Genomic DNA, 24,705 nt, shown 5'->3' with positions numbered 1-24,705 from the left:
GCCAGACCCGGCTGCCATGCTTTTGACATTCTCCGGACGCGAATTTGTTTGGCGGAGGCGCGCTTGGACGACACCACCCCAGTTGCAATCATCGGTGCCGGGCCAGCGGGTCTGGCTGTTGCGGCGTGCCTGCGGCAGGCCGGGGTCGACTTCGTTCTTCTCGAAAAAGAGGCGCAGGCAGCACCCGCGTGGCGAAGCCACTATGAGCGCGTCCACCTGCACACGACCAAACGCTTTTCCTCGCTGCCATTCGTGCCCTTTCCCAAGGACTACCCGCGCTATGTGCCGCGCGATCTCTTCGCCGAATATCTCGATGCCTACGCGCAACGCTTCGAACTACGGCCCCGCTTTGGACAGACAGTGAGGATGATTACCCGGCAAGGCAGAGGCTGGCATGTCGAGGCGACATCCGTCGCCCTGCATGCCTCCCACGTGGTGATCGCGTCGGGCTACAACGCCGAGCCGCTGATGCCCGGATTTGCCGGCGCCGAGGCTTTCAGGGGTCAGAGGCTGCATAGCGCCGACTACCGCAACGCCACGCCTTTTGCCGGCCAGTCGGTGCTGATCGTCGGTATGGGCAACACCGGCGCCGAGATCGCGCTCGATCTGGTGGAAGGCGGTGCGCGGCCGACGATTTCGGTGCGCGGCGGCGTTCATATCGTGCCGCGCGAGTTGCTTGGCGTGCCTATCCAGATGGTCGGCATGGCGGCTCGCCTGATGCCGCAACGCATCAGTGATGCCTTGTTCCCCGTCATCCTCGATCTGGCACTGGGCAGGCTGGAGAAATACGGGCTCAAGCGACCGAGCCAAGGGATGTTGCAGCAGATCGCCGTGGCGTCGCGCATTCCGGTGATCGATGTCGGCACGGTCGGCAAGATCCGCGAAGGCGCGATCAAGGTCGCACCCGACATTGCCGAGATCACCGAGCAAGGTGCCCATTTTGCCGACGGCAAGCATGGCGAGTTCGATTCGATCATCTTCGCCACCGGCTTCCGGCCGGGCTACGCCAGGTTGCTGCAGCCTGGCATCCAGCCGGGCCGCAGCGGCGTCAATGGGAGGGCTTCGGAACTCGGCCTCTATCTCATCGGCTTTCACAATCCGGTCACCGGATTGCTGCGCGAAATCTCGATCGAGGCAGGGCAGATCGCCGACGACATCCGGCTGCGGCGAGACCGAAAGAAGGCGGCCGAAGTCCTGCCGGTATGATTTGGCACGAGAGGAGGAGATCTCTCTTCAGCTTCAGCCTGCCGCTCGCAGCCACACCTTGTTGTCGTGGAAGGCAGCGCCGCCATAGGGTGCCGGCGCATCGGCGCCGGTCAGAACGTTGATGCCTTCGCCGCGCTCATGCGCGCTGTTTGGCCAGATGCCCTCGGCGATGACGACGCCACGCTTGATGCCATCGAACAGTCTTGCGTGCAGCACCACTTCGCCGCGCTGGTTGCCGACCTCGACGCGGTCGCCGTCGGCAAGCCCATGGGCCGCCGCATCGTCGGGATGCAGAAGCAGTTCCGGCCGCACTTCCTTGGCCTTCGACACCGGCGTTTCCGAAAATGTCGAGTTGAGGAAATTGCGCGCCGGCGATGTCGCCAGCCGGAACGGATGCGCCTCATCGGCGACCTCGATCAGGTCGACATGGTCGGGGAATTCCGGCAGCCGCTCCACCGGGCCGAACAGACCCATGCTCTTCGGCGGCCGGTTGGGCGCCGCCTGCCCGGTCCAGTCGGCGCGGAAGCGGAATTTTCCATCCGCATGGCCGAACCCCTTGATGAAATGCGCGGTGTCGAAATCCGGCTGCAGGTCAACCCACTTGTCTTCCTTCAAGCTGTCGAAGCTACCCAGCCCGCGCTTGCCCAGGATGATGTCGATATGCTGCTGTTCTGTCAGGCCGAAGCCTGGACGATCGGCGACGCCGAGGCGCTCAGCCAGTTCCTCGATGACGAAATGGTTGGTGCGTGGCCCTTCCGGCGGGTCGATCAGCTTGGGGCCGAGCGTGATGTGCTGGTTGCCGCCGCCCTTGTAGACGTCGTCATGCTCGAGGAACATTGTCGCCGGCAACACGACATCGGCGAGCTTTGCCGTGTCGGTCATGAACTGCTCGTGCACGCAGGTGAACAGGTCGTCGCGCAGAAAACCCTGCTTCACCAGCCGCTGCTCGGGCGCGACATTAACAGGGTTGGTGTTCTGGATCAGCATCGCCGTCACCGGCGGGCCGCCATAGAGCGCGTCCTTTGCCCCGGTCAGCACCGGGCCGATGCGCGAATGGTCGAGATAGCGGACCGAGGGATCGCGCATCTTCGTACCTTCCAGCACCTCCTGGTTGAGCTTGAAGATGCCGGAATTGGAATGGAAGGCGCCACCGCCCTCATATTGCCAGCAGCCGGTGACGGCGGCGATGGAGGCGGCGGCGTGCATGTTGACCGAGCCGTTGCGCTGGCGCGAAAACCCGTAACCGAGACGGAAATAGGTCTTCTTGGTCGTGCCGACGAGGCGGGCGAAAGCCTCGATCTCGGCGACCGTCAGAGCGGTGATGCTGGCCGCCCATTCCGGCGTGCGCGTCCGCAGATGCTCTTCCAGCCCCTTTGGGTCATCGGTGTATTTTTCGAGATAGGCGCGGTCGGCCATGCCTTCCCTGAACAGCACGTGCATGACCGCGCAGGCCAGTGCTCCGTCGGTGCCGGGCTTCAGCACCAGGCCGAGGTCGGCCTGCCTCATCGTCGCGTTCTCATAGACGTCGATGACGACGATCCTGGCGCCGCGCTCCTTGCGCGCCTTGATGGCGTGGGTCATGACGTTGACCTGCGTGACCACGGCATTGGTGCCCCAGATCACCACGCAATCGGATTTCGCCATCTCGCGCGGATCGGGTCCGCGCAAGGCTCCGGCCCCCATCATCCAGCCGGTCCAGGCCAGATTGGTGCAGATCGAACCGAAAAAGCCGGAATACTTCTTGGCGTGGCGCAGCCGGTCGATGCCGTCGCGCTGCACCAGCCCCATCGTGCCGGCATAGTAATAGGGCCAGACGGTCTCCGAGCCGTATGTCTTCTCGGCCGCGATGAACTTTTCGGCGACGAGGTCGAGCGCGGCCTCCCAGCTGGCGTCTTTCCAGGCGCCGTCGCCCTTGGCGCCGACCCGCACCAGCGGCTTCAGCAGACGGTCGGGATGATGGACGCGGTCGGCATAGCGCGCGACCTTGGCGCAGATGACGCCTGCCGTATAGCTGTTGGCCTTGGCGCCATGGACGCGGCCGATGCGGTTGCCGTCAAGCAGCTCAACCTCGAGCGCGCAGGTCGATGGGCAATCATGCGGACAGGCCGAATGGCCGATGCGAAGCTTGGCGTGCTGGTTCATGGGGGTTGTCTAGCGGCTATCGGATGCGGCGTGTAGGGCCAGATGAGGCCCTTACCTTCTCCCCCCTACTCCGCCGTGCCTTCCTCGTATTCGGCCGACATGGTCAGCCATTTTTCCTCGTGGCCGGCCAGCGTTTGGGCCAGCTGCGAGCGCTCCTTGGCCAGCCGGGTCGCCGTCGAGGGATCCTTCTCGTAGACGGCCGGATTGGACAGTTCGTCCTCGATGCCGTCGATGCGCTTGCGGATGCGGTCCATCAGCGCTTCGGTGGCGCGGATTTCCTTGGCCAGCGGCTCGAAGGCGGCGCGACGCGCTGCTGCATCGCGGCGGCGGTCGGCCTTTGACGCCTTGTCCGCCTCGCGCTTGCCGCGGCGGTCGCCGGAGACACCGGTGACCAGCGTCTTGTAGTCCTCGAGATCGCCGTCATACGGGTTGACCGCGCCGTCCTTGACCAGCCACAGCCGGTCGGCGGTCGCCTCGAGCAGATGGCGATCGTGCGAGATCAGGATCACGGCGCCCGGAAATTCGTTCAGCGCATGGATCAGCGATTCGCGGCTGTCGATGTCGAGATGGTTGGTCGGTTCGTCGAGGATGAACAGGTTCGGTCCCTCGAAGGCCGACAGGCCCATCAGAAGTCGAGCCTTCTCGCCGCCGGACAGATCCTTGGCGGCGGTGTTCATCTTCTCGGTGGTGAGACCGAACTGGGCGACACGGCCGCGCACCTTGGATTCCGGCGCCTCCGGCATCAGCCGGCGGACATGCTCATAAGCGTTCTCCTCAGGCCGGAGATCGTCAAGCTGATGCTGGGCGAAGATGGCCACCTTCAGGCCGGGCGCCACCGTCATGGTGCCGGTCTCCTGCTTCAGCCGACCGGACAGCAATTTGGCGAAGGTCGACTTGCCGTTGCCGTTGGCGCCGAGCAGCGCGATGCGGTCGTCGGCGTCGATGCGCAGCGTCATCTTCCTGAGGATCGGCTGCCCCTCGGTGTAGCCGACATTGACGTTGTTCAGCGCCACGATCGGCGAGGCCACCGTCTTCACCGGCTCGGGAAAGGAGAACGGCCGCACCGAATCGTTGACGATCGCGGCGATCGGCTTCATCTTCTCCAGCGCCTTGATGCGCGACTGCGCCTGTCTCGCCTTGGAAGCCTTGGCACGGAAGCGTTCGACGAAGGATTCCATATGCTTGCGGGCGGCTTCCTGCTTGACCCGGCCCTTCTCCTGCAGTTCCTTCTGCTCGGTATACTGACGTTCGAACTGATCGTAGCCGCCACGCCAGAAGGTCAGCTTCTTCTGGTCGAGATGAACGATAGAATTGACGGCGCGGTTGAGCAGGTCGCGATCATGCGAGATCAGAAGAACGGTGTGCGGATACTTCGACACATAGTTTTCCAGCCACAGCGTGCCTTCGAGGTCGAGATAGTTGGTCGGCTCGTCGAGCAGCAAAAGGTCGGGCTCGGCAAACAGTACGGCCGCAAGCGCCACGCGCATGCGCCAACCGCCCGAAAATGACGAGGCCGGGCGGCGCTGCGCAGCATCGTCGAAGCCGAGACCGGCAAGAATGGTGGCCGCGCGCGACTCGGCCGAGTGCGCGTCGATGTCGGCCAGCCGCATGTGGATGTCGGCGATACGGTGCGGATCGGTGGCGGTCTTTTCCTCTTCAAGGAGTGCCGTCCGCTCCAGATCGGCCTTGAGCACGATCTCGATCAGCGGGTCCTCGGTGCCGGGCGCTTCCTGCGCCACCTGGCCGATGCGCGTGTTTTTGGGCAGGCTGATCGAGCCCGTCTCGGAGGCGAGATCGCCGGTGATGGCCTTGAACAGCGTCGTCTTGCCGGTGCCGTTGCGACCGACAAGACCGGCCTTGGTGCCGGCCGGCAAGGTCAGCGAGGCGTGGTCGAGAAGCAGGCGTCCGGCCATGCGGAGCGAAAGGTCGTTGATGATCAGCATGGCCGCGCTTTTGCACCGGACATCAACGCTTCGCAAGACCTTGCGGACCAGTTGGCCGCACAAGGCCTGAAAACGACGCCCGCAAAGGCGTCGTCAAGGCAGCCGATCAGCCCACCTACCTGGCCAGGAAGCGCTCAGGACGTCGCCTTGCGCTTCGTCGCCTTGGCTGCGACGGCCGGCGCTGCTGCCGGCTTGCGGCCAAGTCCTGTCGACTTTGCCAGCGCCGACCGTGTCGCCGAATAGTTTGGCGCAACCATCGGATAGTCCGGCGGCAAGCTCCATTTGGCCCGGTAGTCGTCCGGGCTCAGGCCATAATCGGTCCTGAGGTGTCGCTTGAGCGACTTGAACTTCTTTCCGTCCTCAAGACAGATGATGTAGTCGGGAAACACCGACTTCTTCGGGTTCACGGCCGGAACCAGGCTTGGGCTTTCCGCGACAGGTGCACCAGCCAGCTTGCGCACCGAAGCGCTGACGCTGGCAATCAACTCAGGCAGACCGGAAGCCGGAAGCGGATTGTTGCCTATGTACGCCGAGACAATATCGGCCGTCAGTTCGATAACGGTCTTATCATCGATATTTGACAATTCTATCACCCTATTTCCGACAAAGTCATCCACCCCAGTGAAGACTTGTGTCTTTGTATCTTTTTAACCGCGCCCCCCAACGGACCGCCAAGTCTCAACAAGGAATCAAGACTCGCAAAAATACTTTTCATGGGAAATCGACGTCGCGCAAATTAGAAAATCTAATACTTGGGACTAGCAGACTTAGCAGCATGACCGTCGGCCAATATCTCTAGAATACGCTTCCAACGGGCGCAACGGCTGAAGTCCTTTTGCTCTATAGCCTTTTCGGCCTTCATGGCGGCATAAAGCGGTGCCTCGGCGCCAAATTCCTTGATCAGCCAATGCGCTTCCTGCCTGGCCAGACGTTCGTTTTCGTCAAACATGGTTCTCGGCCTCCGAACGTTCCACGCCGACCGCGACGCAACTGCCGATGACGAGGACGGCTCCGACAATGGCCGTCATCGTCAGCCTTTCGCCCGACAGCGTCAGCAGCAGCGTCGAGGCGATCGGCGTGAGATAGGCGACGACCGCGACCTTGCCGCTGCCTTCGAGCTTCAAGGCGCGTGACCAGAAGTAGTAGCCCAACCCCATCGGACCGGCGCCGAGATAGAGGCCGAGAGCCAGGTCCGTGCCGACGGGCCAGGCGAAACCGTCGCGAGCGCACCACAAGAACGTCAAGGCGACACCGATCAGCGACGAGGGCAGCAACAGGCGATCAGGCGAGGTGGCGACCCGTCCCACCATGACCGAATAGAAGGCCATGCACAGTGCGGAACCGAATGCGGCGACATAGCCGACGAGATCGCCCTGGAGCCAGGATTGGTTACGCCCTCCCGAAATCACCAGTGCAACGCCGACGAAGCCCACCACCGCGGCGAGGCCCAGCAGCACCGGGCGCCGCGGATTCTGCAGAGCGATGACCGCAGCAGCGACCATCAACGGCCAGGTGTAGGCCACCARATTGGCCTCGATCACCGGCATCGAAGCGAAAGCGATGTATTGCAGCACCATGGTGCCGACCAGACCGATGAAGCCGACCGCGAGAGAGACGACCGCTGGCCCGGCCGAGACCGGCGCGGGCCTTTCCCGGCTCATCAACCGGATGGCGGCGAAGACAAGCGCAGCTCCTGTAAATTGCAGGAACTGCACCTGCGACACCGGATGGCTGGCCAGCAGGGATTTGCCGACCAACGCATTGGTCGACCACAACGCCACCGCGCCCGCAGCAAAGACCAGCGCGGATGCCGAGCCGGATCCATGCCGAAGCAACCGGCGTGGGGCTCTATCTCTGCGTTCGACCATGATCCTGTCCGAAAGCCGGTTCCCACTTTTCGGGATCAAGGCTCATTACCATGATTCCCTGGCTCCGCCCGGAATCGGCGCCTCGGACGACGCCGGAACGGGATGCTCTTGCTCGAACCGGCGATAGGCCGGCAACTGGTTGGTCCAGACGTCTTCGGCCAGCTCGTTGACCCATTCGCGGTCATGGTCGTTGTCGGCGGCGAGATAGAACATGCGGTTATCGTCGACATAGGGCTTGGCCACCGAGCGCTGGTTGAGCACCAGCGTGACGCGCTCGCCGAACCGGATCGGCGCGGTGCGATGCAGGACACCGAGAAACTGCCCAAGCGTGGCGTAGTTCATCTTGTGATCGATGCGCATGACACGGTTGCGCGGAATCTCGCGGCCGGATTCGAGGATGGCGCGGCCGGTTTCGGAGTCGTCGCAGTAGATTTCGAGGTGGCCGCCGACCAGCGGATTGCTGATCGACAGCGGAATGAGCTCGGTGACCGGAACGCCATCGCAATGCCATTCAACCGCGCCGTCCTTGGGATTCATGAAGGTCACCGTCGAGCCGACGATCGACAGCGGATAGGGCTCAAGCTTGGTGCCCATCATGTCGGACAGCCGTTCCAGGCGCAGCTTGTCATGCAGCAACTCCTTGATCTCGGGGATGAAACGGTCGGCGCCGGTGATGAAGGTCAAGTCAAGGTGCTTGTGCACGGCATGGCTGGCCTTGAGCTTCAGAGCAGCTTCTTCAATTGCTGCAAGCAGGGCCGGGTCATAGCCGTGCAGATATTGCGCGACGCCGAAACTCGACACCTTCCAGGCGGTTTCGTGACCGATGATGGCTTCGCGGCTCATCGCATAACGCAGTTCGGGGATGGTATGGGCGTTCATTGTACTTCTCCGGGGCGGGGGCAACACTTGGGAAACAGTCGATTAGATCACCCACCCCTGTAAAATTAGGAATGCTGGTGCTAGTGTAAGCCCAGCTTAAGGTCGAAACCGTGCGTCTGCTCAGTCAGGTCAACCTCAATTCGCTGAAAATCGTGGAGAGTGCTGCGAGGCACGGGAATTTCACGCGCGCCGGCGAAGAACAGTTTATCACCGCTTCAGCGGTCAGCCAGCGCGTCAAAAGCCTTGAGGATCAACTGCGTTTCAAGATTTTCCAGCGCGGCGGCAATGCTGTGTCATTGACGCCGGAGGGCGAGACTTATGTCTCGCGCGTTCGCGAGGCGCTGGAGCGGATCGTCGCCGCCAGCATGGAGGCGACCGGGCAATCGCAGGAGCATGTGTTGAAGATATCGGTGCTGCCGACCTTTGCGGCACGCTGGCTGTTTCCGCGCCTGCCGCTGTTCCAGCGGCAATATCCCGATATTGTCATGCGGGTCTCGACATCCTACGCGACGCATGAATTCACGACTTCCGAGTTCGATCTCGAAATCCGCTATGGCGACGGCCACTTTCACGGGCTGCAGTCGGATCTGCTGTTCCGGGAAGACCTGACGCCGGTGTGCAGCAGGAAACTCTTCCACGAAATCCTGGGCGACAAGCCTCCGTCGAAGGTGAGGCCGGAGGATCTGCGTCACTTCACGCTGCTGCATTCCGACACCTGCACCCAGAACTGGCAATCATGGCTCGACTTCGCCGGCGCCGGCTTCGTGCTCCGGGAGACCAAAAGCATCTATTTCGATTCCTGCATGATGTCCTACGAGGCGGCTAACGCAGGATTGGGATTTGCCGTGGCCAATCGAGCCTATATGGCCAGCGATATCCGGGCCGAAAGGCTGGTGGCCCCATTCAAGGTGCACCAGCCGACTACGGCGGGGTGGTATTTCGTCTGCCCCGACAAGACGCTGCACGCTCGCAAGGTATCGCTGTTCAAGCAGTGGATCGCGGCCGAAGCCGCACTGACGCAGAACCAATTGGACAGCGAGACCGCCGGCTGAACTTCGATCAGCCCCCAACAGGGATCAGGCGAAAGCCCTGCCCTCCTCGGTGCGCTGGAAGAGCATCAGGTCCAGACCCAGGCTTGGCCGTCCCAGGATGGTCAGGATCGTGTGTGCCTGGCCGCGGTGATGTGTCTGGTGGTTGAAGACATGATCCAGCGCCGGGGCCAGCCTCTGCGAGACCGTGCGCATATCCGAGACCGTCATATAGGTGAAGCGGCCCGCCAACGCCTTGTCGCTGAGGCCGCCGACCCAATCGATGATCCTCCTGTCCTCGGCTTCACGCGCCATCCGCAGGCCGGGCAAGGCCCGGTGCAGGACGGCATCCAGCGTCGTCGGCGCGTCGCCCTCGCCGGTGAAGCGCTTCATCCAGATGCGGTCGGCTGTCAGCAGGTGATTGAGCGTGCCCATCATCGAGCCGAAGAAGGCGCCGACATCGCGGTTGAATTCCTCTTCGTCGAGTTCGGCCGCGGCATCGTAGATGCGGTTGTTGGCCCATTGATTATAGGCCGCAAACATCATGAAATGCTGTCTCATGGCTTCCCCTCGGCTCGCATCGATGCGGGGCCTACCTAACCCGCTAGGGGTCCAACGCCAATGACCATTCTGCTCTATGACCTCGTCGGACGCGACGCCAGCCGTCCGTTCAGCCCGCATTGCTGGAAGGTGGCGATGGCGCTTGCGCACAAGGGGCTCGACATTTCGACCGCACCGACGCGCTTTCTCGAGGTGCCGGCTGTCGAGGGCGGCGTTTCGAAAACCGTTCCGGTGATCCGCGACGGCGAGACGGTCGTCGCCGATTCCTTCGCCATCGCGCTCTATCTCGACGAAGCCTATCCGGGTCGGCCGACGCTGTTTGGCGGCGAAGGCGGCAAGGCGATGGCGCGCTTCATCGAACGCTGGTCGCAGTTGACCATCCATCCCTATGTCACCACCGCGGCGATCATCGACCTTCACGCCATGCAGGACGAGGAGAACGCTGCTTATTTCCGCCAGAGCCGCGAGCAACGCCTTGGCAGGAAGCTGGAGGATGTCGTCACCGCGCGCGACGCCGGGCTGGCAACATTCCGCGCCGCATTGGAGCCGCTGCGCTCAATGCTCGGCTACCAGCCCTATATTGGCGGCGCGTCGCCGCTGTTCGCCGACTACATCGTTTTCGGCGCCCTGCAATGGGCGCGCATAGCCTCGCCCTACCAGCTGCTCGACGACAGCGACGTGGTGGCGCAATGGTTCGCCCGCTGCCTCGACCTGCACGGCGGGCTGGCACGAAAGGTGGCGGCGGCGTGACGCCGTCGCGCCTGACCTGGCGCTGGGCAGCCACGCAGGCTGTCAATCCCTTGCGGGGAAGGCCACCTGCGAGATAGCCAAGCCTACTTGGCTGCCGCTTTTTTTGGCGTGCTGGTCTTTGTGGCAGGCTTCGCCACCTTGGGGGCGGCTTTTGCCTTGGGAGCGGCTTTTGCCTTGCCGGCGCCAGCTGCCTTTTTGGCTGCCGACTTCCCCCCGGCATCCTCCTGGTCGATGTCGGCTACCGCCTGGTGCCAATGGCGATCATGCTGCCCGGCCGGTTGTCCCTCTTCCAGCCAGATCTGATGCGCGCGGTTGCGAATGCGTTCCTGACGATCGTCTGCCATGATCATGTTGTCTCCCTTCGGGCCGACTTCAGCGCGGCGCCGACACGCAACTATAGCAAGCAAAGCATCGCATTGCAGCCATCCGATCTCGCCGGCCGGTCCGCCTCATCGGCGCCGGCCTGACACAGAAACGCACAGCTGCTCCGGCCCTTCGCATCGCTGCGGGCGATCATTGCTCGGAATTGGCTTTCTGTCCGCTTCGCGGACCATCCCTCGCCCCTTTGGCCTCACCCCTTGGCAATGGGCCGGGCGGCTTGTATAGAGCCCGCCACTCTCAATTCCATTCTCATCACAAGGACGACCCATGGCGCTCGAACGCACCTTTTCCATGATCAAGCCGGACGCTACCCGGCGCAACCTCACCGGCGCCATCACCAGGATGCTGGAAGAGGCCGGCTTGCGCGTCATCGCCTCGCGCCGGGTCTGGATGAGCCGTCGTGAGGCGGAAGGCTTTTATGCCGTCCACAAGGACCGTCCGTTCTTCGGCGAGCTGGTGGAGTTCATGTCGTCGGCACCGACCATCGTGCAGGTGCTGGAAGGTGAGAACGCCATTGCCAGGAACCGCGAAGTGATGGGCGCCACCAACCCGGCCAATGCCGCCGAAGGCACCATCCGCAAGGTGCATGCGCTGTCGATCGGCGAGAACTCGGTGCACGGCTCCGATGCGCCGGAGACGGCAGCAGAAGAGATCAAGTACTGGTTCTCGGACACCGAGATCGTCGGCTGACACGACAGTCCAGACCTTGGACCCTGTAAAAAGGCCGGCGTCTCGCCGGCCTTTTTCATTGGTGCAACGATCGGCTCTCGCCGCGCCGGGGTGACGCCGGACCGGGCATCAGCTTGCGGCGCTGAAGCGCAGGATCTCACGGCCATCCTTGTCTGATATGACGAGCTTGCCGTCGCCGACGCTGTATGACGCCGCCTTGGTCAATGCATCGAACAGCGCCTTTTCCTCAGCCATCACCTCGGGCGCGCAGGCCTTGTAGGTCGAGCCGATGTCGCTGATCGCGATCGCCTGGCCTTCGACCTTGGCGGTGGCGAAATAGGTGTTGCAGGGACCGCTGCCGCCCGCCTTGCCAGCCTCGCTGATCCTGAACGTGGCTTGCGGCGCGGCGATGGCGCCAATGCCGTCGACATAGTCGACCAGCCAGATCTGACCAATGACAGAAGCCGTCTGCTCGGCGCTCGGCGTGACCATCTTCAGCATGATGGTCTGCGGCACGTCGGTCAGCGGATCGACCTGATGGCGCATATCGGAGATGAACAGGAGCTTGCCGTCGACGGTAATGCGGGCTTGCAAGGCGTAGGTCATCTGCGACCGGATGACGGAGGGATCGAATTTGATCTCGAAGCTGATCGGCACCTGGCCGGCCGGCTTCACGTTCTGCTCGCCGATGATCGTGGCGGGCGCGTCGGCGAGCGAGACATCGGCAAGCTGGACGGAGAGCACAGCACTTGGCGGCAAGGCGATGCGCTCGCGATAGATCACCTCGCCTCGCACGGTATTTTCGGCGGCAACAGACAATTCCGGCACGGCCAATATGCCGACGACCAGAGGCACGAAACCGAAGACGAAGAACTCCGCGATCCTGTCCAGCATGACCATCTCCCTCGCCCGGGCTGCCAATGCCCAAGCTGACCAACCGTGGTCAATTGGCCAAAGGATTGCGGTCAATGCATGGCTGCGACAGGATTTTATTCAGACGGTTTCCAGCGCTGTGCGGCCTTGGCGTCGGCTTCCTTGGCCTCGACCCAGCCGCCATCGGAGCCGTCAGCGCGATGCTCCTTCTTCCAGAACGGCGCGCGCGATTTCAGGTAGTCCATGAGAAAGTTTGCCGCCTCGAACGCCGCCTGGCGATGCGCCGATGCCGCCACCACCAGCACGATGTTGTCGCCGGGCGCGATCTTGCCGTGGCGGTGGATGGCGGTAAGGCCTTGCAGCGGCCAGCGCTGAACCGCTTCGACGGCGATGCGGCTGATCTCGGCCTCCGCCATGCCGGGATAATGCTCGAGTTCGAGGGCCGAGAGCGCACCCTGCTCATCGCGGCAGAGGCCGGAGAAGGTCACCACGGCGCCGATATCCGCGCGACCTTGCGTCAGTCTGGCGATCTCTGCAGCGACGTCGAAATCTTCGCGCTGGATCCGCACCGTCGGCACCACGGCGGCCGACATGGATCAGCCCCCGGTCATCGGCGGGAACAGCGCAATCTCGCGAGCCCCTGATATCTTCTCGCGGTGCTCGACATGTTCCTGATTGATGGCGACGCGGATCACGTCGGGATATTGCAGCGCGTGCTCGTAGCCCTCGCCACGCGATTTCAGCCAGCGCAGGAGGTCGGCGACCGTCTCGATGCCGGCAGGCAAGTCGACGTCTTCCTCGGGCAGGCCGATCCGCTCGCGCACCCAGGCAAAATAGATGAGCCGGGTCGTCATCTCACTCGTCCATGATGTGCTTGAGGCCGGCGCGGAAATAGTCGTAGCCGGTGTAGAGCGTGACCAGCGCGGCGATCCACAGCAGCACCAGCCCAGTCTGGGTGGTCAGCGGAAAGATCTTGTCGCCGGCCGGCCCAGCCAGCAGGAAGGCGATGGCGACCATCTGGATCGCGGTCTTCCATTTTGCCAGTTGCGTCACCGGCACCGAGACCTTGAGCGCCGCCAGATATTCGCGCAGGCCCGAGACGAGGATTTCGCGGCACAAGATGATGATCGCCGCCCACAGCGACCAGCCGGCGATGCCGGCATGGCGATCGGTATCGGCCGCCAGCAGCAACAGGCAGGTGGCGACCAGCAGTTTGTCGGCGATCGGGTCGAGCATCTTGCCGATGTTGGAGGTCTGCTGCCAGGCGCGCGCCAGATAGCCGTCCAGGTAATCCGTAACGCTTGCGAGCAGGAAGATAATCAGCGCCGACCAGCGGGCGAAGTCGCTCGACTTCAGATGTCCCTCGAGAAAAAAGCACAGCACCACCAGCGGCACCGCGACGATGCGGGCGTAGGTGAGCATGTTGGGCAGGTTGAACGCGCGCTTGGCCATATCTTTGGGGAACTCTTTCTGCGTGCCTACTCAAATCAGAAGCCAATGTAGGGGGTCAACAGGCCAAAATCGATTGACCAGCCGAAAACGACCGAATCCCTTAGCTCTCATGAAAATGGTTGTAGACCAGTTTCGCCACCTGTTCGGAAATGCCGTCGACTTTCCTTAGATCCTCGATGGCGGCACGGCTGACCGCCTTGGCGGTGCCGAAATGCATGAGCAGGGCGCGCTTGCGGCCGGGGCCGATGCCGCTGATCTCGTCGAGCGGGCTCTTGACCATCTCCTTCTTGCGGCGCGCACGGTGCGAACCGATGGCGAAACGGTGGACCTCGTCGCGCAGCCGCTGGACAAAGTAGAGGACGGGATCGCGAACCGGGAGCGAAAACGAGTCCTTGCCCCTGACGAAGAAGCGCTCGCGGCCGGCATCGCGGTCCTGGCCCTTGGCGATGCCGATGGCCACGACGCGGTCCTCGATGCCGAGATCCGAGAGGATCTTGCGCACCGTCGTCATCTGACCCTGGCCGCCGTCGATCAGGATGACGTCGGGCCAGGCCGGGAAGCTGCCGGAGATGTCGTCCTCGATATCATCGGCCGCCTCGCCTGCTGGGGCATCGTCGGCCACGACGACATCGCCGTGCTCCTTGAGCAGCCGCGAGAAACGCCGCTCCATCACCTCGCGCATCATGCCGAAATCGTCGCCCGGCGTGATCTCGGTCGAGCGGATGTTGAACTTTCGATACTGGTTCTTGACGAAGCCTTCCGGCCCGGCGACGACCATGGCGCCGACGGCATTGGTGCCCATGATGTGTGAGTTGTCGTAGACTTCGATGCGCACCGGCGGCTTCGGCAAGCCAAAGGTCTCGGCAAAACCGGCGAGCAACCGGCCTTGCGTCGAGGTTTCGGCCAGCCGGCGGCCGAGCGCCTCGCGGGCGTTCTGCAGGGCGTTGTCGGTCAGGTCCTTCTTCTCGCCGCGTTGCGGCACCGAGATTGCGACCTTGCGGCCGGCGCGGGTGGACAGCGCCTCGGCCAACAGCTCCTGGTCCTCGATGGGGCGCGACAGAAGTACGGTGCGAGGCGTCGGCTTGTCGTCATAGAATTGCGCCAGGAACGAGCCCAGCACTTCCGATCCCTCCAGCGCCGGGTCGGCCTTGGGGAAATAGGCGCGGTTGCCCCAATTCTGGCCGGTGCGGAAGAAGAACACCTGGATGCAGACCTGGCCGCCTTCCTGATGGATRGCGAAGACATCGGCTTCGTCGACGGTCGCCGGGTTGATGCCCTGGTGGCTCTGCACATGCGACAGCGCCGCCAGCCGGTCGCGATAGATGGCGGCGCGCTCGAAATCGAGGTCTTCCGAGGCCTGCTGCATGGCGGCCGAGATTTCCGTCTTCACTTTCTGGCTGCGGCCAGACAAGAAGTCCTTCGCCTCGCCGACCAACTCGGCATAGCCCTCGTGCGAAACCTCTCCGGTGCAGGGGCCGGCGCACCGCTTGATCTGGTAGAGCAGGCACGGCCGCGTCCGGTTCTCGTAAAAGGAGTTGGTGCAACTGCGCAGCAGGAAGGCGCGCTGCAGCGAATTGATGGTGCGGCCGACCGCACCGGCGGAGGCAAAGGGGCCGAAATAGTCGCCCTTGCGCGACCGCGCGCCGCGGTGCTTGTAGATGCCGGGCGAGACATGGTCGCCGGTCAGGAGAATATAGGGAAACGACTTGTCGTCGCGCATCAGCACATTGAATCGCGGCCGCAAGCGCTTGATAAGATTGGCTTCGAGCAGCAGCGCTTCGATCTCGGTGCGGGTGACGACGAACTCCATCGTCGACGTCTCGCGAACCATGCGGCCGATGCGGCTGGTGTGGAACCTGCCCTGTGCGTAGTTGGTGACGCGCTTCTTCAGGCTGCGCGCCTTGCCGACATAAAGCACGTCGCCGGCGGCGTTCATCATGCGGTAGACGCCAGGCGCGTTGGGCAGCCGCTTGACCAGCGTCTGGATCACCTCGGCGCCCACCATGCCTTCGGCGTCGCCGGCATGCGGCGTCCAGTCGATGGCGGTGAAGGCTATGTCGGGCCCGGCGGGTTCGACGATCTCCTCCACCGCCTCGTCCTCAAGGTCGAGTTCGACTTCGGGAGGCATGTCGTCGGCGCCAATGCGTGGCTTGCTTTTCTGATCTACGGGACTCATTCCGCCATGCCTGTCACATCGGGCGTCTGCCATGCAAGATGCTGGCCGCCATCGAGCGCGATCATCTGGCCGGTGACAGAGCGCGCTTCCCAGAGATAGCGGATGGTGGCCCCGAATTCCGGCAATTCCGGGCCGCGCTTGAGAATCAGACCTTCGACCTGCGCGGCAAAATCGCTGTCGTCCTGGCTGGCATTCTTCAGGGTCGGCCCCGGGCCAATGGCATTGACGCGGATACGGGGACCGAGCGCTTGCGCCATCATCTGCGTGGCCGTCCACAGCGTCGACTTGGATAGCGCATAAGAGAAATAGCGCGGTGTCGGCCGCCAGACGCGCTGATCGATGATGTTGACGATCAGGCCTTCTTGTCCCTGCGGCAACGCCCGGGCGAAGGTCTGCGCCAGCAGCGCCGGCGTCTTCACATGCACGGCAAAGTGCCGGTCCCAGGCCCGCCAGTCGAAGTCCAGAACCGAATCGTCCTCGAACAGCGACGCATTGTTGACCAGCAGGGACAGCGGCCCGAGCGCTGCTTCCGCCTGGCCTACGAGGTCACCGGCGGCGTCCATGTCGGTCAAGTCGGCGGCGACCACGGCGGCGCGGCCACCGCTCCGGTTGATCAGCCCGGCCATTGCATCCGCTTCGTCGCGCGACCGATTGCAGTGGATGGCGACGGCAAAACCATGGGCGGTGAGATCCTCGACGATCGCCCTGCCGATCCGTTTCGCCCCGCCCGTCACCAGCGCCGTGGCAATGGCTATGCTCATAGGGTGTCAATCCTCAATTTCGGCCCGAAAACACGATGCCGGCGAAATATGGCCTAGTAGGCGTTAAATGGCGTTCGCACCTTGGGCAGCATTGTGGCGAACCCACCGATTGGGTACTCCGACTCGTCCTGGACCAGGAGCCGTCCGACCGCAATATAGGACGCTGGACTCCTTGCACCAAGCGGTGTGCAGTGCAGCACGACACTGCTCCTGCCATTTCGCTGTTGCGAAGATGCAACGTCAAGTTTCAGCCTCATTCGCGCCGGGGAATGACCCAAGTTCAGGTTCGCTTCAGCCGCATTTTGACACGACATTTGGAACCGACGAACGCCAGATCCGTTTCACCCCCCGGACGGGTCGATGGCGATCGTGAGAAACAAGCCTGTGTCCTGTGGCTTAAGGAGTAAAGAACAATGCAAGCCAATCTCAAATTCGCACGGCCGCTGGCCGTGGCGCTCGGGCTCTTCGCCCTCAGCGGAACTGCCTATGCCGCCGACGTCGTCCAGGAAGAGCCACCGGCACCCGCCCCGGTTGCTGAATTGCCTGTCGCGTCCTGGGCCGGCCCCTATGCCGGTATCAATCTCGGTTATGGCTTCAGCGGTCGTACCAAGGAAAGGGATTTCGGCGTTGAAACCGATACCAAGGGTTTCGTCGGCAGTGCCTTCGGCGGCTACCAGTGGCAGCAGGAGAACTTCGTCTACGGTGCTGAAGCCGAACTCGGCTACAATGGCGTCAAGGGCGACGATAACGGCATCGACTCCAAGGCCGGCTTCGAAGGCTCGCTGCGTGCCCGTCTTGGCTATGCAGTGACCCCTGAAATCCTGCTCTACGGCACCGGCGGTCTCGCCGGCAGAAGCCTGAAGGTGGAAGATACTGTCCTTGGCACCAGCGATAGCGCTACCATGCTCGGTTGGACCGCCGGTCTTGGCACCGACATCAAGCTGACCGACAATGTCTTCGGCCGCGTCGAGTATCGCTACACCGACTTCGGCAGCAAGGACTTCGGTGGTGGCATCGGCAACGTCAAGGCCACCGACAACCGCGTCACTTTCGGCGTCGGTATGAAGTTCTAAGTCGTTCAAGCCACGACACGAAAAAGCCGGGTCTCGCGCCCGGCTTTTTTTGTATTCAATGGATCACATCACCCGGGGATGCAGCCTTTCAACTCGGGAAATTTCTCATCGAAGCGCGCTGCCCAGCGCGTCAGCCGGGCGCGGCCCTTTTCCCACTTTCCGGCAAAGCGCAGGGCGAGATAGCCAAGGCAGGCGCGCAACGCGATCTGCCCGGCGGTGATCTTCTTCGGCAGCTTTGGCGGGTTGGCGTTGAGCAGATCGAGTGCTGCCGTGATCTTCGCCCACTGCCGGTCGAGCCAGGGCTGATAGACCATTTCTTCAGGGCGCGTGCGTCGTTCATAGACCATCGACAGCGCGCAGTCGCAAATGCCGTCTGCCAACGCCTCCAGCACCTCCGCCTCGAGACGCTTGTCGGGGTTGCGCGGAAACAGTGCGTTCTTCGAAACACGGTTGAGGTGCTGGGTAATGGCGCGGCTGTCATGGATCGAGCGACCGTCGTCGAGCACCAACACCGGAATCTTGCCGAGCGGGTTGGCCTCGATCAGCACCGCCGGTTTGTCCTCGGTCTTGACCGGCACCGCATCGATGGCGATGCCGGCATAGGCCGCAGCCATTCGCACCTTGGAGCTGTAGGGAGAAGTGGAAGCGTAGAGCAGTCTGGGCATGATCGGGTTCCTGTTTGCCGGCCGGCACTTTTCACCGGGAGCGGCTGCCCGGCAATGGCCAGGCAACAAAAAACCAACTGCCAGAAAACCGGTGATGGTTTCCTGCCATGACCATCGTGACTTGGCTACAGACGGATACGCGATCCACATCGAGCAAGAAGACTACCGCAGAGCGGAACATCCGATCTGCTTCTAATCCTCCGCAACCCCGGCTTCGCGGCGGGGCATTCGTTTCATGGCCAGGTGTGAAAGAAGACCAAACCGCGCGAGCAAGCGAGGCAGCCTGTCCTGCGCCTCGCTTTGCTGCCCTGGCCCCCTTCACCGACCGCCTTGCGCACGGCCCGAAAACCAGTTGCGGTTTCCGGAATAATCGTGCGTCGATCGCAAGTGTCAAAGCGTTCTCCGCGCATCCAGCAGGACACACAGCGCTCCAACTAGACCTGGCCTACTTCTTGGCTGGCGCCTTCGCCTTTGCCGGCGCTGCCTTGGCCTTGGGGGCCGCGGCTTTCTTCACGGCGGGCTTTGTCGCTGCCGCTGCCGCTTTCTTGGCCGGTGCTGCCTTGGCGGCGGGCTTGGCCGCGGCCTTCGCGGGCGCTGCCTTCTTGGCTACGGGTTTCGCCGCCGGCTTGGCCGCCGGCTTCTTGGCCGGTGCTGCCTTGGCGGCCGGCTTTGCCGCGGCCTTCGCCGGCGCTGCCTTTTTCACTGCCGGTTTGGCCACGGCCTTGGCCGCTGCCGGCTTCTTGGCCGGTGCTGCTTTTGCCTTTGCCGGTGCTGCCTTCGGCTTGGCCGCGGGTGCTGCTTTCTTCACTGCTGCCGCGACCTTCGCCGTTGCTGCTTTCACAGGTGCTTTCTTTGCCGGTGTCTTGGATGCCGGCGCCTTAGACGACTGCTTCGCCATGTCATGCCCCTTGCGTTACGCCGACGGCCGTGAATGACCTCGACGGGCAATGCATATCTGACTCGCGGCTCTCTAGCCAGCGAAGCAATAGACTGAATTTCGCAGCTTAAATTTTGGTTACCGATGGCTCACGATCATGCTGATCATCACAAAAATCCGCTGCTGATCTTCAATCATTGCCAGCAGTTCACCGCCGACATTCTGCGCACCCCGCTAGACCGATCGCGCCGCGAAGCTCTGAAGGTCAGCGAGCGGCTTTGTGCATTGATCCTCGGCCGCGAACATCAACACCTGCTGCTTGTTTGGAGTGATCATCTCGTGCCGGCGGACGATCTACACAGATCACGAGAGCAATGCGATGACCGATCGCAGCATCACCTTGTCAAGCATGATCCCGCCACCCTTGCAAATGAATTGACAGACGACTCTGGCGCGCAGAGTATTCTGCATGAGACGAAAGATTGCTTCGATGTCGATCACACAAGAGCAGGTGGCGCGATCCGGAATCGTCGAGACGGCGCGCCATGGGAGTGGCCGCGTCGACGACAGTGTCTGGCTTGGCCGCACCGGAGCCGCTCGATGAGCGCCGACGAAATCATCCACCAGAGCACGCGACTCAGGATCATGGCCACCCTGAACACGCTGGAAAGGCGCGAGATGCTGGAGTTCACCCGGCTGAAGGCCATCGTTGGCGCCACCGACGGCAATCTTGGCGCGCATCTCGATACGCTGGCCAGGGCCGGTTATGTCGATATCGAAAAGCTGTTCGTCGGCCGCCGGCCGCAGACGCGCGTCAAGGCAACGACGAGCGGGCGGCGCGCGTTCCGCGGTCACGTCACTTTCCTGCGCAAGATCATCGACCAGGCCGAGGCGACGCAGCGCAGAAAATAGCGCCGCTATTGCGCGACCCCTCTGTATCTCTTGTTTTGACGCAATTCCCTGAGGGAAAGCGCTATGCGCTTTTCCCGGGAAAACCGTTTCACACTTTTCCTGGAATTGCTCTAACGCGTGGCGACCACGGCGAAGCCGGCGCCGATCATCACACCGCCCGCCGCGCGGTTGACCCGGCGCACGATCTTGGGCGTGCGCAGCAGGCTGCGAGCGCGGCCCGCCAGGACGACATGGCCGCCGATCACCACGACCTCGACAGCCAGGATCACCATCGTCAACACACCGAGATGACCAGCGTCGAGCGACGTGCCAACCACGTTCGGCAGCAGTGCCACGTAGAACAGCGGCATTTTCGGATTGCCGAGGTTCAGCGCGATACCCGTCGCGAAGATCGCCAGCAGCCCGCGCCGTCCAGAGATGGGTTGCAGGTCCGGCACCACGGGCACGGCGGTCCACAAGCTGATGCCCATCCAAATCAGATAGATCGCTCCGCCATAACGAAGCACCGACATGGCGATCGCCATCTTGGCGGCGATGAAAGACAGGCCGAAGACGGCGAGGACCAGGAAGATGAGGATGCCGACCACAGTGCCTGCGCCATAGGCAATACCCGATGCGGCACCGCTGGAAATCGTGCGGGCGACGATCGTCATGTTGTCCGGACCGGGACTGGCCGCGAACACGAAGAAGGCAGCCGTGAAGGCAAGGATGGTGGCAAGGTCCATGAGGACTCCCGAAAGTGATCTGTTGCTCTCGGGCGTTCAGACTAGCCGATTTGCCTGTCGGCAACATCAGGAATTATCGGGCTCCGCACGACGCGCATTTTGGTCATTGATAGCCGAGGCAGATGGCGCCGAGGGCGACGATGGCGCAGGCGCCGATCCGCCTCGGCGTCAGCATCTCGCCGAGGAACAGGCGTCCGATGAAGGCGGCGAAGACGACGCTGGTTTCGCGGATCGCGGTGATGGGAGCGGCCGGCCCGAGCGCGAAGGCCGCGACCACGACACCATAGGCCAGAAGCGCGAACAGGCCGCCCGCCAGCGCCTTCCAGGTTTCCGGCGCCCACAGGTCGACAATGAGCCGGCCACGGCAGGCAAGGAAGGTCGCCGGCAGCAATGCGCCATAGATCACGAGAACCCAGGCGGTGTAGGCGCCGGCATTTCCCGCCGCGCGGACGCCGATCGCATCGACCATCGCATAGGCGGCGATGATCGCTCCCGTTGCCAGTGCATAGAGTATCGATGTCGTGGCGGCCCGGCCTCTGCCGAGCGAAAGGCCCATGATGCCGCCGGCGACCAACGCAACACCGACGGTCTGCGGCTGGGTGAGCTGCTGGTTGGCCAGGAGGAATCCACCGAGCGCGACAAGCAGCGGCACGCTGCCGCGAACGATCGGATAGACCTGTCCCAGTTCGCCATATCGGTAGGCGGCCACCAGGAACACGCTGTAGCCGACCTGCAGGCAGGCCGAGAGCACGACATAGGGCCAGGCCGGCGCGGCCGGAAGGGTGAGGAAGATGGCGAAGGGAATGGCGAGCGCCGTACTGGAGAAACTCATGACGGTGACGGTCCACAACCTGTCGCCCCCGGTTCGCAGGAAGGCGTTCCAGGTGGCGTGCAGGATCGCGGCAAACAGCGCGAGCCCGATGACCAGCGGGCTCATCGCGGCCTGCACGAAGCGGCGATGATGTCCAGGGCCGTCTTGCGGGCGGCGCGAATGGCGGTGTCCGCCTGCCCCATCTGCGCCAGCAGCGTCGCACCTTCGATCAGCATCAGCAGGACCGCAGCCACGCTTTCGGCGCGACCGCGCGGCATCTCTTCTTCGAGGATTGACTGCATGCGCTTCTTGAGGCCGTTCTTCTGCCTGGCGACAGCCTTGAACACCGGATGTTCCGGATCGCCGAACTCGGCCAGCGCATGCGCGAACAGGCAGCCATGGAAATCCGGGCTGCGGAACCAGCGATCGTGCCAGTCGAAGATCTTTGCAATTTTCTTCCCGGGCGTCGCGACCTCCTCGGCGAGGCGGTCGAGTTGGCGATCAAAACGCCTGGCGCGATAGTCGAGCACCTCGACGATCAGTTCGTCCTTGCTGGGAAAGTGACGGTACATCGTCATCTTGGCCACATCGGCCTCGGCGATGATCCGGTCGATGCCGGTGGCATGGAAACCGGCGCGCTTGAACAGCCCGTAGGCCGTTTCAACGACGTGCTGGCGTTTGTCGGAAGCAGGCGACGATGTCATGGCGCTTACCAGTGATGAGACAGGTCTGTCTCATGTTTATGCGACGGATGGCCTCTTCTGTCAATACAGCACAAAAAGAGCGCCTGCAGCGGGTAGAGCCGCAGGCGCGAAAAGGAATCGGAACGGAGATCCGCGCTCTAGCGCAGGATGCGGCAGCGGCCGTTGTAGACCATCCAGCGGTCGAAGCCCGAGACGCAGAATTCGACATTGTCGCCGATCGAGGCGAAGCCCTGGCCTTCCTCGATCAGGTACCAGATGGTGCGATCGCGGCCGTCGGACAGGCTGACGGTGGCGCCGCAATAGCGGCGGCCGATCGGCCAGGTCTCGTTGGCCGCCAGATACAGATGCTGGTGGATGCGCCGGAAATCGGTGATCTGCACGTTGGGCAGATGCGGCACGTGATGCACCTGATGGGAAAAGCGGCTGGTGATCTTGTTCAACACCCAGGCCTCGCCGCAGACGCCGCCATCGTCGTCGGAATAGACGCCAAGGTYGGCCGCCTGCACGGCCTGGGTAAGGCCGAGAGGCACGGCAAGCGGAGTGCAGAGCGAAATCAGGGCAGCAAGTGCGGATTTGGCGAAGCGAGTCATGGCAGCCTCTCAAGGTCGATTGCGCGCACTCTGCGGATTCGCTTGGCGGCGGTCAAGCGGTTGCGGAAACAATGGTTTCCCAGTTCGGAACGACGTTGGCCAAAGCCGAACCCCGCATGGAAACCGGAACGGCTCCGGCACATGGAGACCCGGACGGAAAAGAGAGCTCGAGCCCCCGCGCCTCTCTACTCGCCGGCCAGCCATTCCAGCGACCAGTGCGCCGGCTTTTCCACGGCGAGCACCCTGTGCAAGGCAGGCATCAATGTCCGCAGTTCGCCCTCCAGCGTGAAAGGCGGGTTGACCACCAGCAGGCCGCTGCCGTCGAGACTGGGTTGCGAAGAGGCGGGCCTGATCTCGAATTCTATGTCGAGCAGCTTCGGGATGCCGGATTGCTTCAGCGCCTTGCGGAAAGCGATGATCGCCTTGCGGTCCTTGATCGGATACCACAGCGCGTAGATGCCGCCAGGCCAGCGCTTGTGCGCCCTTATGAGCCCGTCGACGAGGCGCTCGAACTCACCAGCTTCCTCGAATGGCGGATCGATCAGCACCAGGCCGCGCTTTTCCTTCGGCGGCAGATGCGCGCCGAGCGCCAGCCAGCCATCGAGCTCGATGACACGGGTCTGGAAATCGCCGGCAAAGAGGGTTCTCAGCTTCGCGACATCCTTGGGATGCAGCTCGATCGCCGACAGCCGGTCCTGCTTGCGCAGGAGATGGCGCGCAATCATCGGTGAGCCCGGATATTTCTGGATGCCGCCCTCGGGATTGAGCGACCGCACGGTCTCCAGATAGGGCGCGAGCAGTGCCGTCACCGGCGCGGCGAACGAGGCATCGATCAGCCGGCCGATGCCGCCCTGCCACTCGCCGGTCTTTTGCGCTTCGACCGAGGACAGATCGTAGCGGCCGATGCCGGCGTGGGTGTCGATGACGCGAAACGCCTTGTCCTTCTGCTTCAGATAGTCGAGCAACCGCGTCAGCACGACATGCTTGACGACATCGGCGAAATTTCCGGCGTGATAGGCGTGGCGGTAGTTCACTTGGAGCCCCTGCCCCAGCGCGGCGGTGGCGGCTGCGAATTCGGATTTTCCGGCCGGCCGCCACGACTGCGCAGGGAGAACAAAAACCCGATCAGGCCGACCGCCATCAGCGCGTAGCCGACCGGCCGCGCGCGGCCGTCGATCTCGCCAGCACCGGAGCGCAGGATCAGGTCGACCGCGCGCATCGGAATGTCATCGGCATCACCCGGGCCGACGGTGAAGAGGTACGGACCCGGGCTGACGCTCGCGATCACGCCGGCCTCATCGCGAAAAATCTTGTCGGGCAATTGCGGGCTGGCCTGGCGTGGGTTGTCCGAATGGTTGAACTGCAGCGTCGAGGCAAGCACCGTTCGGCCATTGGTGGCCGATGTCAGCGTCAACACCGTGCGCTGCTGCGAGACGATGCGCTCGGCCCTCGCGGTCAGATCCACCAGCACCCGCACCGGTGCGTCGCGGCTGCCGAGCGGCACCGTCAGCGGCTTGAAGCGGCCCTGCTCGTAGACACGCCATGTGCCGATCTCGTGGCCGGAGAAATTGCTCATCGCCCAGGGATAGATGAAACCGGTGCCGATGCCGGCGAGCAAGATCAGGACAAACAGAAAGCGCATTCAGACAGCCACCTTGT

29 protein-coding genes are annotated in these 24,705 nt (G+C 63.0%); 7 read left to right on the top strand and 22 right to left on the bottom strand.

What is annotated here, in order from left to right:
• The first annotated feature begins 63 nt into the window (after window positions 1-63).
• Window positions 64-1,206 carry a flavin-containing monooxygenase gene (locus tag AC1D0I_RS19790; protein WP_477397145.1) on the top strand — a complete coding sequence of 381 codons (1,143 nt, stop codon included), beginning with the start codon at window positions 64-66 and terminating at the stop codon, window positions 1,204-1,206.
• 33 nt (window positions 1,207-1,239) lie between these two features.
• On the opposite strand, the gene AC1D0I_RS19785 is transcribed toward AC1D0I_RS19790, so the two are convergent.
• From AC1D0I_RS19785 to AC1D0I_RS19760, 6 genes are all read right to left on the bottom strand, one after another.
• Window positions 1,240-3,348: a molybdopterin-containing oxidoreductase family protein gene (locus AC1D0I_RS19785; protein ID WP_477397143.1), complete on the bottom strand. Its 2,109-nt coding sequence runs from the start codon at window positions 3,346-3,348 to the stop codon at window positions 1,240-1,242.
• A 65-nt stretch (window positions 3,349-3,413) separates the two neighbouring features.
• Window positions 3,414-5,291, bottom strand: coding sequence for an ABC-F family ATP-binding cassette domain-containing protein (locus AC1D0I_RS19780; protein ID WP_477397141.1), 1,878 nt, complete (start codon window positions 5,289-5,291; stop codon window positions 3,414-3,416).
• Window positions 5,292-5,425: 134 nt separating this feature from the next.
• Window positions 5,426-5,875: a Ros/MucR family transcriptional regulator gene (locus AC1D0I_RS19775; protein WP_095086277.1), complete on the bottom strand. Its 450-nt coding sequence runs from the start codon at window positions 5,873-5,875 to the stop codon at window positions 5,426-5,428.
• A 161-nt stretch (window positions 5,876-6,036) separates the two neighbouring features.
• A complete protein-coding gene (locus AC1D0I_RS19770) occupies window positions 6,037-6,240 on the bottom strand; it encodes a hypothetical protein (RefSeq protein ID WP_095086282.1) in 204 nt (67 codons plus the stop codon).
• A complete protein-coding gene (locus tag AC1D0I_RS19765; RefSeq protein ID WP_477397140.1) occupies window positions 6,233-7,159 on the bottom strand; it encodes a DMT family transporter in 927 nt (308 codons plus the stop codon). Before AC1D0I_RS19765 ends, AC1D0I_RS19770 begins: the two co-directional genes overlap by 8 nt.
• A gap of 45 nt (window positions 7,160-7,204) precedes the next feature.
• Window positions 7,205-8,038, bottom strand: a complete 834-nt coding sequence (locus tag AC1D0I_RS19760) for a hypothetical protein (protein WP_457151393.1) — start codon at window positions 8,036-8,038, stop codon at window positions 7,205-7,207.
• Between the two features lie 110 nt (window positions 8,039-8,148).
• Here AC1D0I_RS19760 and AC1D0I_RS19755 point away from each other — a divergent pair, with 110 nt between their 5' ends.
• Window positions 8,149-9,090 (top strand): LysR substrate-binding domain-containing protein, encoded by a 942-nt coding sequence (locus AC1D0I_RS19755; RefSeq protein ID WP_477397138.1) that lies wholly within the window; start codon window positions 8,149-8,151, stop codon window positions 9,088-9,090.
• Window positions 9,091-9,114: 24 nt separating this feature from the next.
• On the opposite strand, the gene AC1D0I_RS19750 is transcribed toward AC1D0I_RS19755, so the two are convergent.
• Window positions 9,115-9,627, bottom strand: coding sequence for a DinB family protein (locus AC1D0I_RS19750; protein WP_477305863.1), 513 nt, complete (start codon window positions 9,625-9,627; stop codon window positions 9,115-9,117).
• A 60-nt stretch (window positions 9,628-9,687) separates the two neighbouring features.
• Between AC1D0I_RS19750 and AC1D0I_RS19745 the strand changes: the two genes are divergently transcribed.
• Window positions 9,688-10,377: a glutathione S-transferase family protein gene (locus AC1D0I_RS19745; protein WP_477305861.1), complete on the top strand. Its 690-nt coding sequence runs from the start codon at window positions 9,688-9,690 to the stop codon at window positions 10,375-10,377.
• A gap of 83 nt (window positions 10,378-10,460) precedes the next feature.
• Here AC1D0I_RS19745 and AC1D0I_RS19740 read toward each other — a convergent pair whose 3' ends face one another.
• Window positions 10,461-10,721 (bottom strand): DUF2934 domain-containing protein, encoded by a 261-nt coding sequence (locus AC1D0I_RS19740; RefSeq protein ID WP_167392177.1) that lies wholly within the window; start codon window positions 10,719-10,721, stop codon window positions 10,461-10,463.
• Between the two features lie 304 nt (window positions 10,722-11,025).
• Here AC1D0I_RS19740 and ndk point away from each other — a divergent pair, with 304 nt between their 5' ends.
• Complete coding sequence (gene ndk, locus AC1D0I_RS19735) at window positions 11,026-11,448, top strand: nucleoside-diphosphate kinase (RefSeq protein ID WP_027048827.1); 423 nt, start codon at window positions 11,026-11,028, stop codon at window positions 11,446-11,448.
• 108 nt (window positions 11,449-11,556) lie between these two features.
• On the opposite strand, the gene AC1D0I_RS19730 is transcribed toward ndk, so the two are convergent.
• From AC1D0I_RS19730 to AC1D0I_RS19705, 6 genes are all read right to left on the bottom strand, one after another.
• A complete protein-coding gene (locus AC1D0I_RS19730; RefSeq protein ID WP_477397136.1) occupies window positions 11,557-12,321 on the bottom strand; it encodes a YbaY family lipoprotein in 765 nt (254 codons plus the stop codon).
• Window positions 12,322-12,416: 95 nt separating this feature from the next.
• The gene (locus AC1D0I_RS19725) at window positions 12,417-12,893 is read right to left on the bottom strand and encodes a molybdenum cofactor biosynthesis protein MoaE (RefSeq protein WP_477397134.1); all 477 of its coding nucleotides are present in this window, start codon (window positions 12,891-12,893) and stop codon (window positions 12,417-12,419) included.
• Window positions 12,894-12,896: 3 nt separating this feature from the next.
• Window positions 12,897-13,154, bottom strand: a complete 258-nt coding sequence (gene moaD / locus AC1D0I_RS19720) for a molybdopterin converting factor subunit 1 (protein ID WP_095086303.1) — start codon at window positions 13,152-13,154, stop codon at window positions 12,897-12,899.
• A gap of 1 nt (window position 13,155) precedes the next feature.
• A complete protein-coding gene (gene pgsA, locus AC1D0I_RS19715) occupies window positions 13,156-13,752 on the bottom strand; it encodes a CDP-diacylglycerol--glycerol-3-phosphate 3-phosphatidyltransferase (RefSeq protein ID WP_027034531.1) in 597 nt (198 codons plus the stop codon).
• 100 nt (window positions 13,753-13,852) lie between these two features.
• Window positions 13,853-15,928 (bottom strand): excinuclease ABC subunit UvrC, encoded by a 2,076-nt coding sequence (gene uvrC / locus AC1D0I_RS19710; protein WP_477397132.1) that lies wholly within the window; start codon window positions 15,926-15,928, stop codon window positions 13,853-13,855.
• Window positions 15,925-16,689 carry an SDR family oxidoreductase gene (locus AC1D0I_RS19705; RefSeq protein ID WP_477397131.1) on the bottom strand — a complete coding sequence of 255 codons (765 nt, stop codon included), beginning with the start codon at window positions 16,687-16,689 and terminating at the stop codon, window positions 15,925-15,927. Before AC1D0I_RS19705 ends, uvrC begins: the two co-directional genes overlap by 4 nt.
• A gap of 413 nt (window positions 16,690-17,102) precedes the next feature.
• Here AC1D0I_RS19705 and AC1D0I_RS19700 point away from each other — a divergent pair, with 413 nt between their 5' ends.
• Window positions 17,103-17,762, top strand: a complete 660-nt coding sequence (locus AC1D0I_RS19700; RefSeq protein ID WP_477305852.1) for an outer membrane protein — start codon at window positions 17,103-17,105, stop codon at window positions 17,760-17,762.
• A 68-nt stretch (window positions 17,763-17,830) separates the two neighbouring features.
• Here the strand turns inward: AC1D0I_RS19700 and AC1D0I_RS19695 are convergent, their stop codons facing one another.
• Window positions 17,831-18,427, bottom strand: coding sequence for a glutathione S-transferase family protein (locus AC1D0I_RS19695; RefSeq protein WP_477226297.1), 597 nt, complete (start codon window positions 18,425-18,427; stop codon window positions 17,831-17,833).
• On the opposite strand from AC1D0I_RS19695, the gene AC1D0I_RS19690 reads away from it, so the two are divergent.
• Window positions 18,426-18,623 (top strand): hypothetical protein, encoded by a 198-nt coding sequence (locus AC1D0I_RS19690; RefSeq protein WP_477397129.1) that lies wholly within the window; start codon window positions 18,426-18,428, stop codon window positions 18,621-18,623. The genes AC1D0I_RS19695 and AC1D0I_RS19690 overlap by 2 nt on opposite strands.
• A gap of 249 nt (window positions 18,624-18,872) precedes the next feature.
• On the opposite strand, the gene AC1D0I_RS19685 is transcribed toward AC1D0I_RS19690, so the two are convergent.
• On the bottom strand, window positions 18,873-19,325 hold the full coding sequence (locus AC1D0I_RS19685) for a histone (RefSeq protein WP_095086321.1): 453 nt from the start codon (window positions 19,323-19,325) through the stop codon (window positions 18,873-18,875).
• 579 nt (window positions 19,326-19,904) lie between these two features.
• Between AC1D0I_RS19685 and AC1D0I_RS19680 the strand changes: the two genes are divergently transcribed.
• Window positions 19,905-20,216, top strand: coding sequence for a transcriptional regulator (locus tag AC1D0I_RS19680; protein ID WP_095086327.1), 312 nt, complete (start codon window positions 19,905-19,907; stop codon window positions 20,214-20,216).
• A gap of 110 nt (window positions 20,217-20,326) precedes the next feature.
• On the opposite strand, the gene AC1D0I_RS19675 is transcribed toward AC1D0I_RS19680, so the two are convergent.
• The 6 genes from AC1D0I_RS19675 to AC1D0I_RS19650 all read right to left on the bottom strand — a co-directional run bounded on the left by AC1D0I_RS19675 (window position 20,327) and on the right by AC1D0I_RS19650 (window position 24,688).
• A complete protein-coding gene (locus AC1D0I_RS19675; protein ID WP_477397127.1) occupies window positions 20,327-20,941 on the bottom strand; it encodes a LysE family translocator in 615 nt (204 codons plus the stop codon).
• Window positions 20,942-21,044: 103 nt separating this feature from the next.
• Window positions 21,045-21,878, bottom strand: coding sequence for an EamA family transporter (locus AC1D0I_RS19670; protein WP_477397125.1), 834 nt, complete (start codon window positions 21,876-21,878; stop codon window positions 21,045-21,047).
• Window positions 21,875-22,456 carry a TetR/AcrR family transcriptional regulator gene (locus tag AC1D0I_RS19665; protein WP_477397123.1) on the bottom strand — a complete coding sequence of 194 codons (582 nt, stop codon included), beginning with the start codon at window positions 22,454-22,456 and terminating at the stop codon, window positions 21,875-21,877. Before AC1D0I_RS19665 ends, AC1D0I_RS19670 begins: the two co-directional genes overlap by 4 nt.
• Before the next feature lie 137 nt (window positions 22,457-22,593).
• On the bottom strand, window positions 22,594-23,046 hold the full coding sequence (locus AC1D0I_RS19660; RefSeq protein ID WP_477397121.1) for a hypothetical protein: 453 nt from the start codon (window positions 23,044-23,046) through the stop codon (window positions 22,594-22,596).
• 185 nt (window positions 23,047-23,231) lie between these two features.
• Complete coding sequence (locus AC1D0I_RS19655) at window positions 23,232-24,080, bottom strand: 23S rRNA (adenine(2030)-N(6))-methyltransferase RlmJ (RefSeq protein ID WP_477226292.1); 849 nt, start codon at window positions 24,078-24,080, stop codon at window positions 23,232-23,234.
• The gene (locus AC1D0I_RS19650; RefSeq protein ID WP_477397120.1) at window positions 24,077-24,688 is read right to left on the bottom strand and encodes a hypothetical protein; all 612 of its coding nucleotides are present in this window, start codon (window positions 24,686-24,688) and stop codon (window positions 24,077-24,079) included. Before AC1D0I_RS19650 ends, AC1D0I_RS19655 begins: the two co-directional genes overlap by 4 nt.
• Between the last annotated feature and the right edge of the window lie 17 nt (window positions 24,689-24,705).

It is taken from the genome of Mesorhizobium sp. P2_D1 (assembly GCF_056404455.1).
Note: the sequence above shows the minus strand (reverse complement) of the source record. Positions and strands in the feature narration are given on the sequence as shown.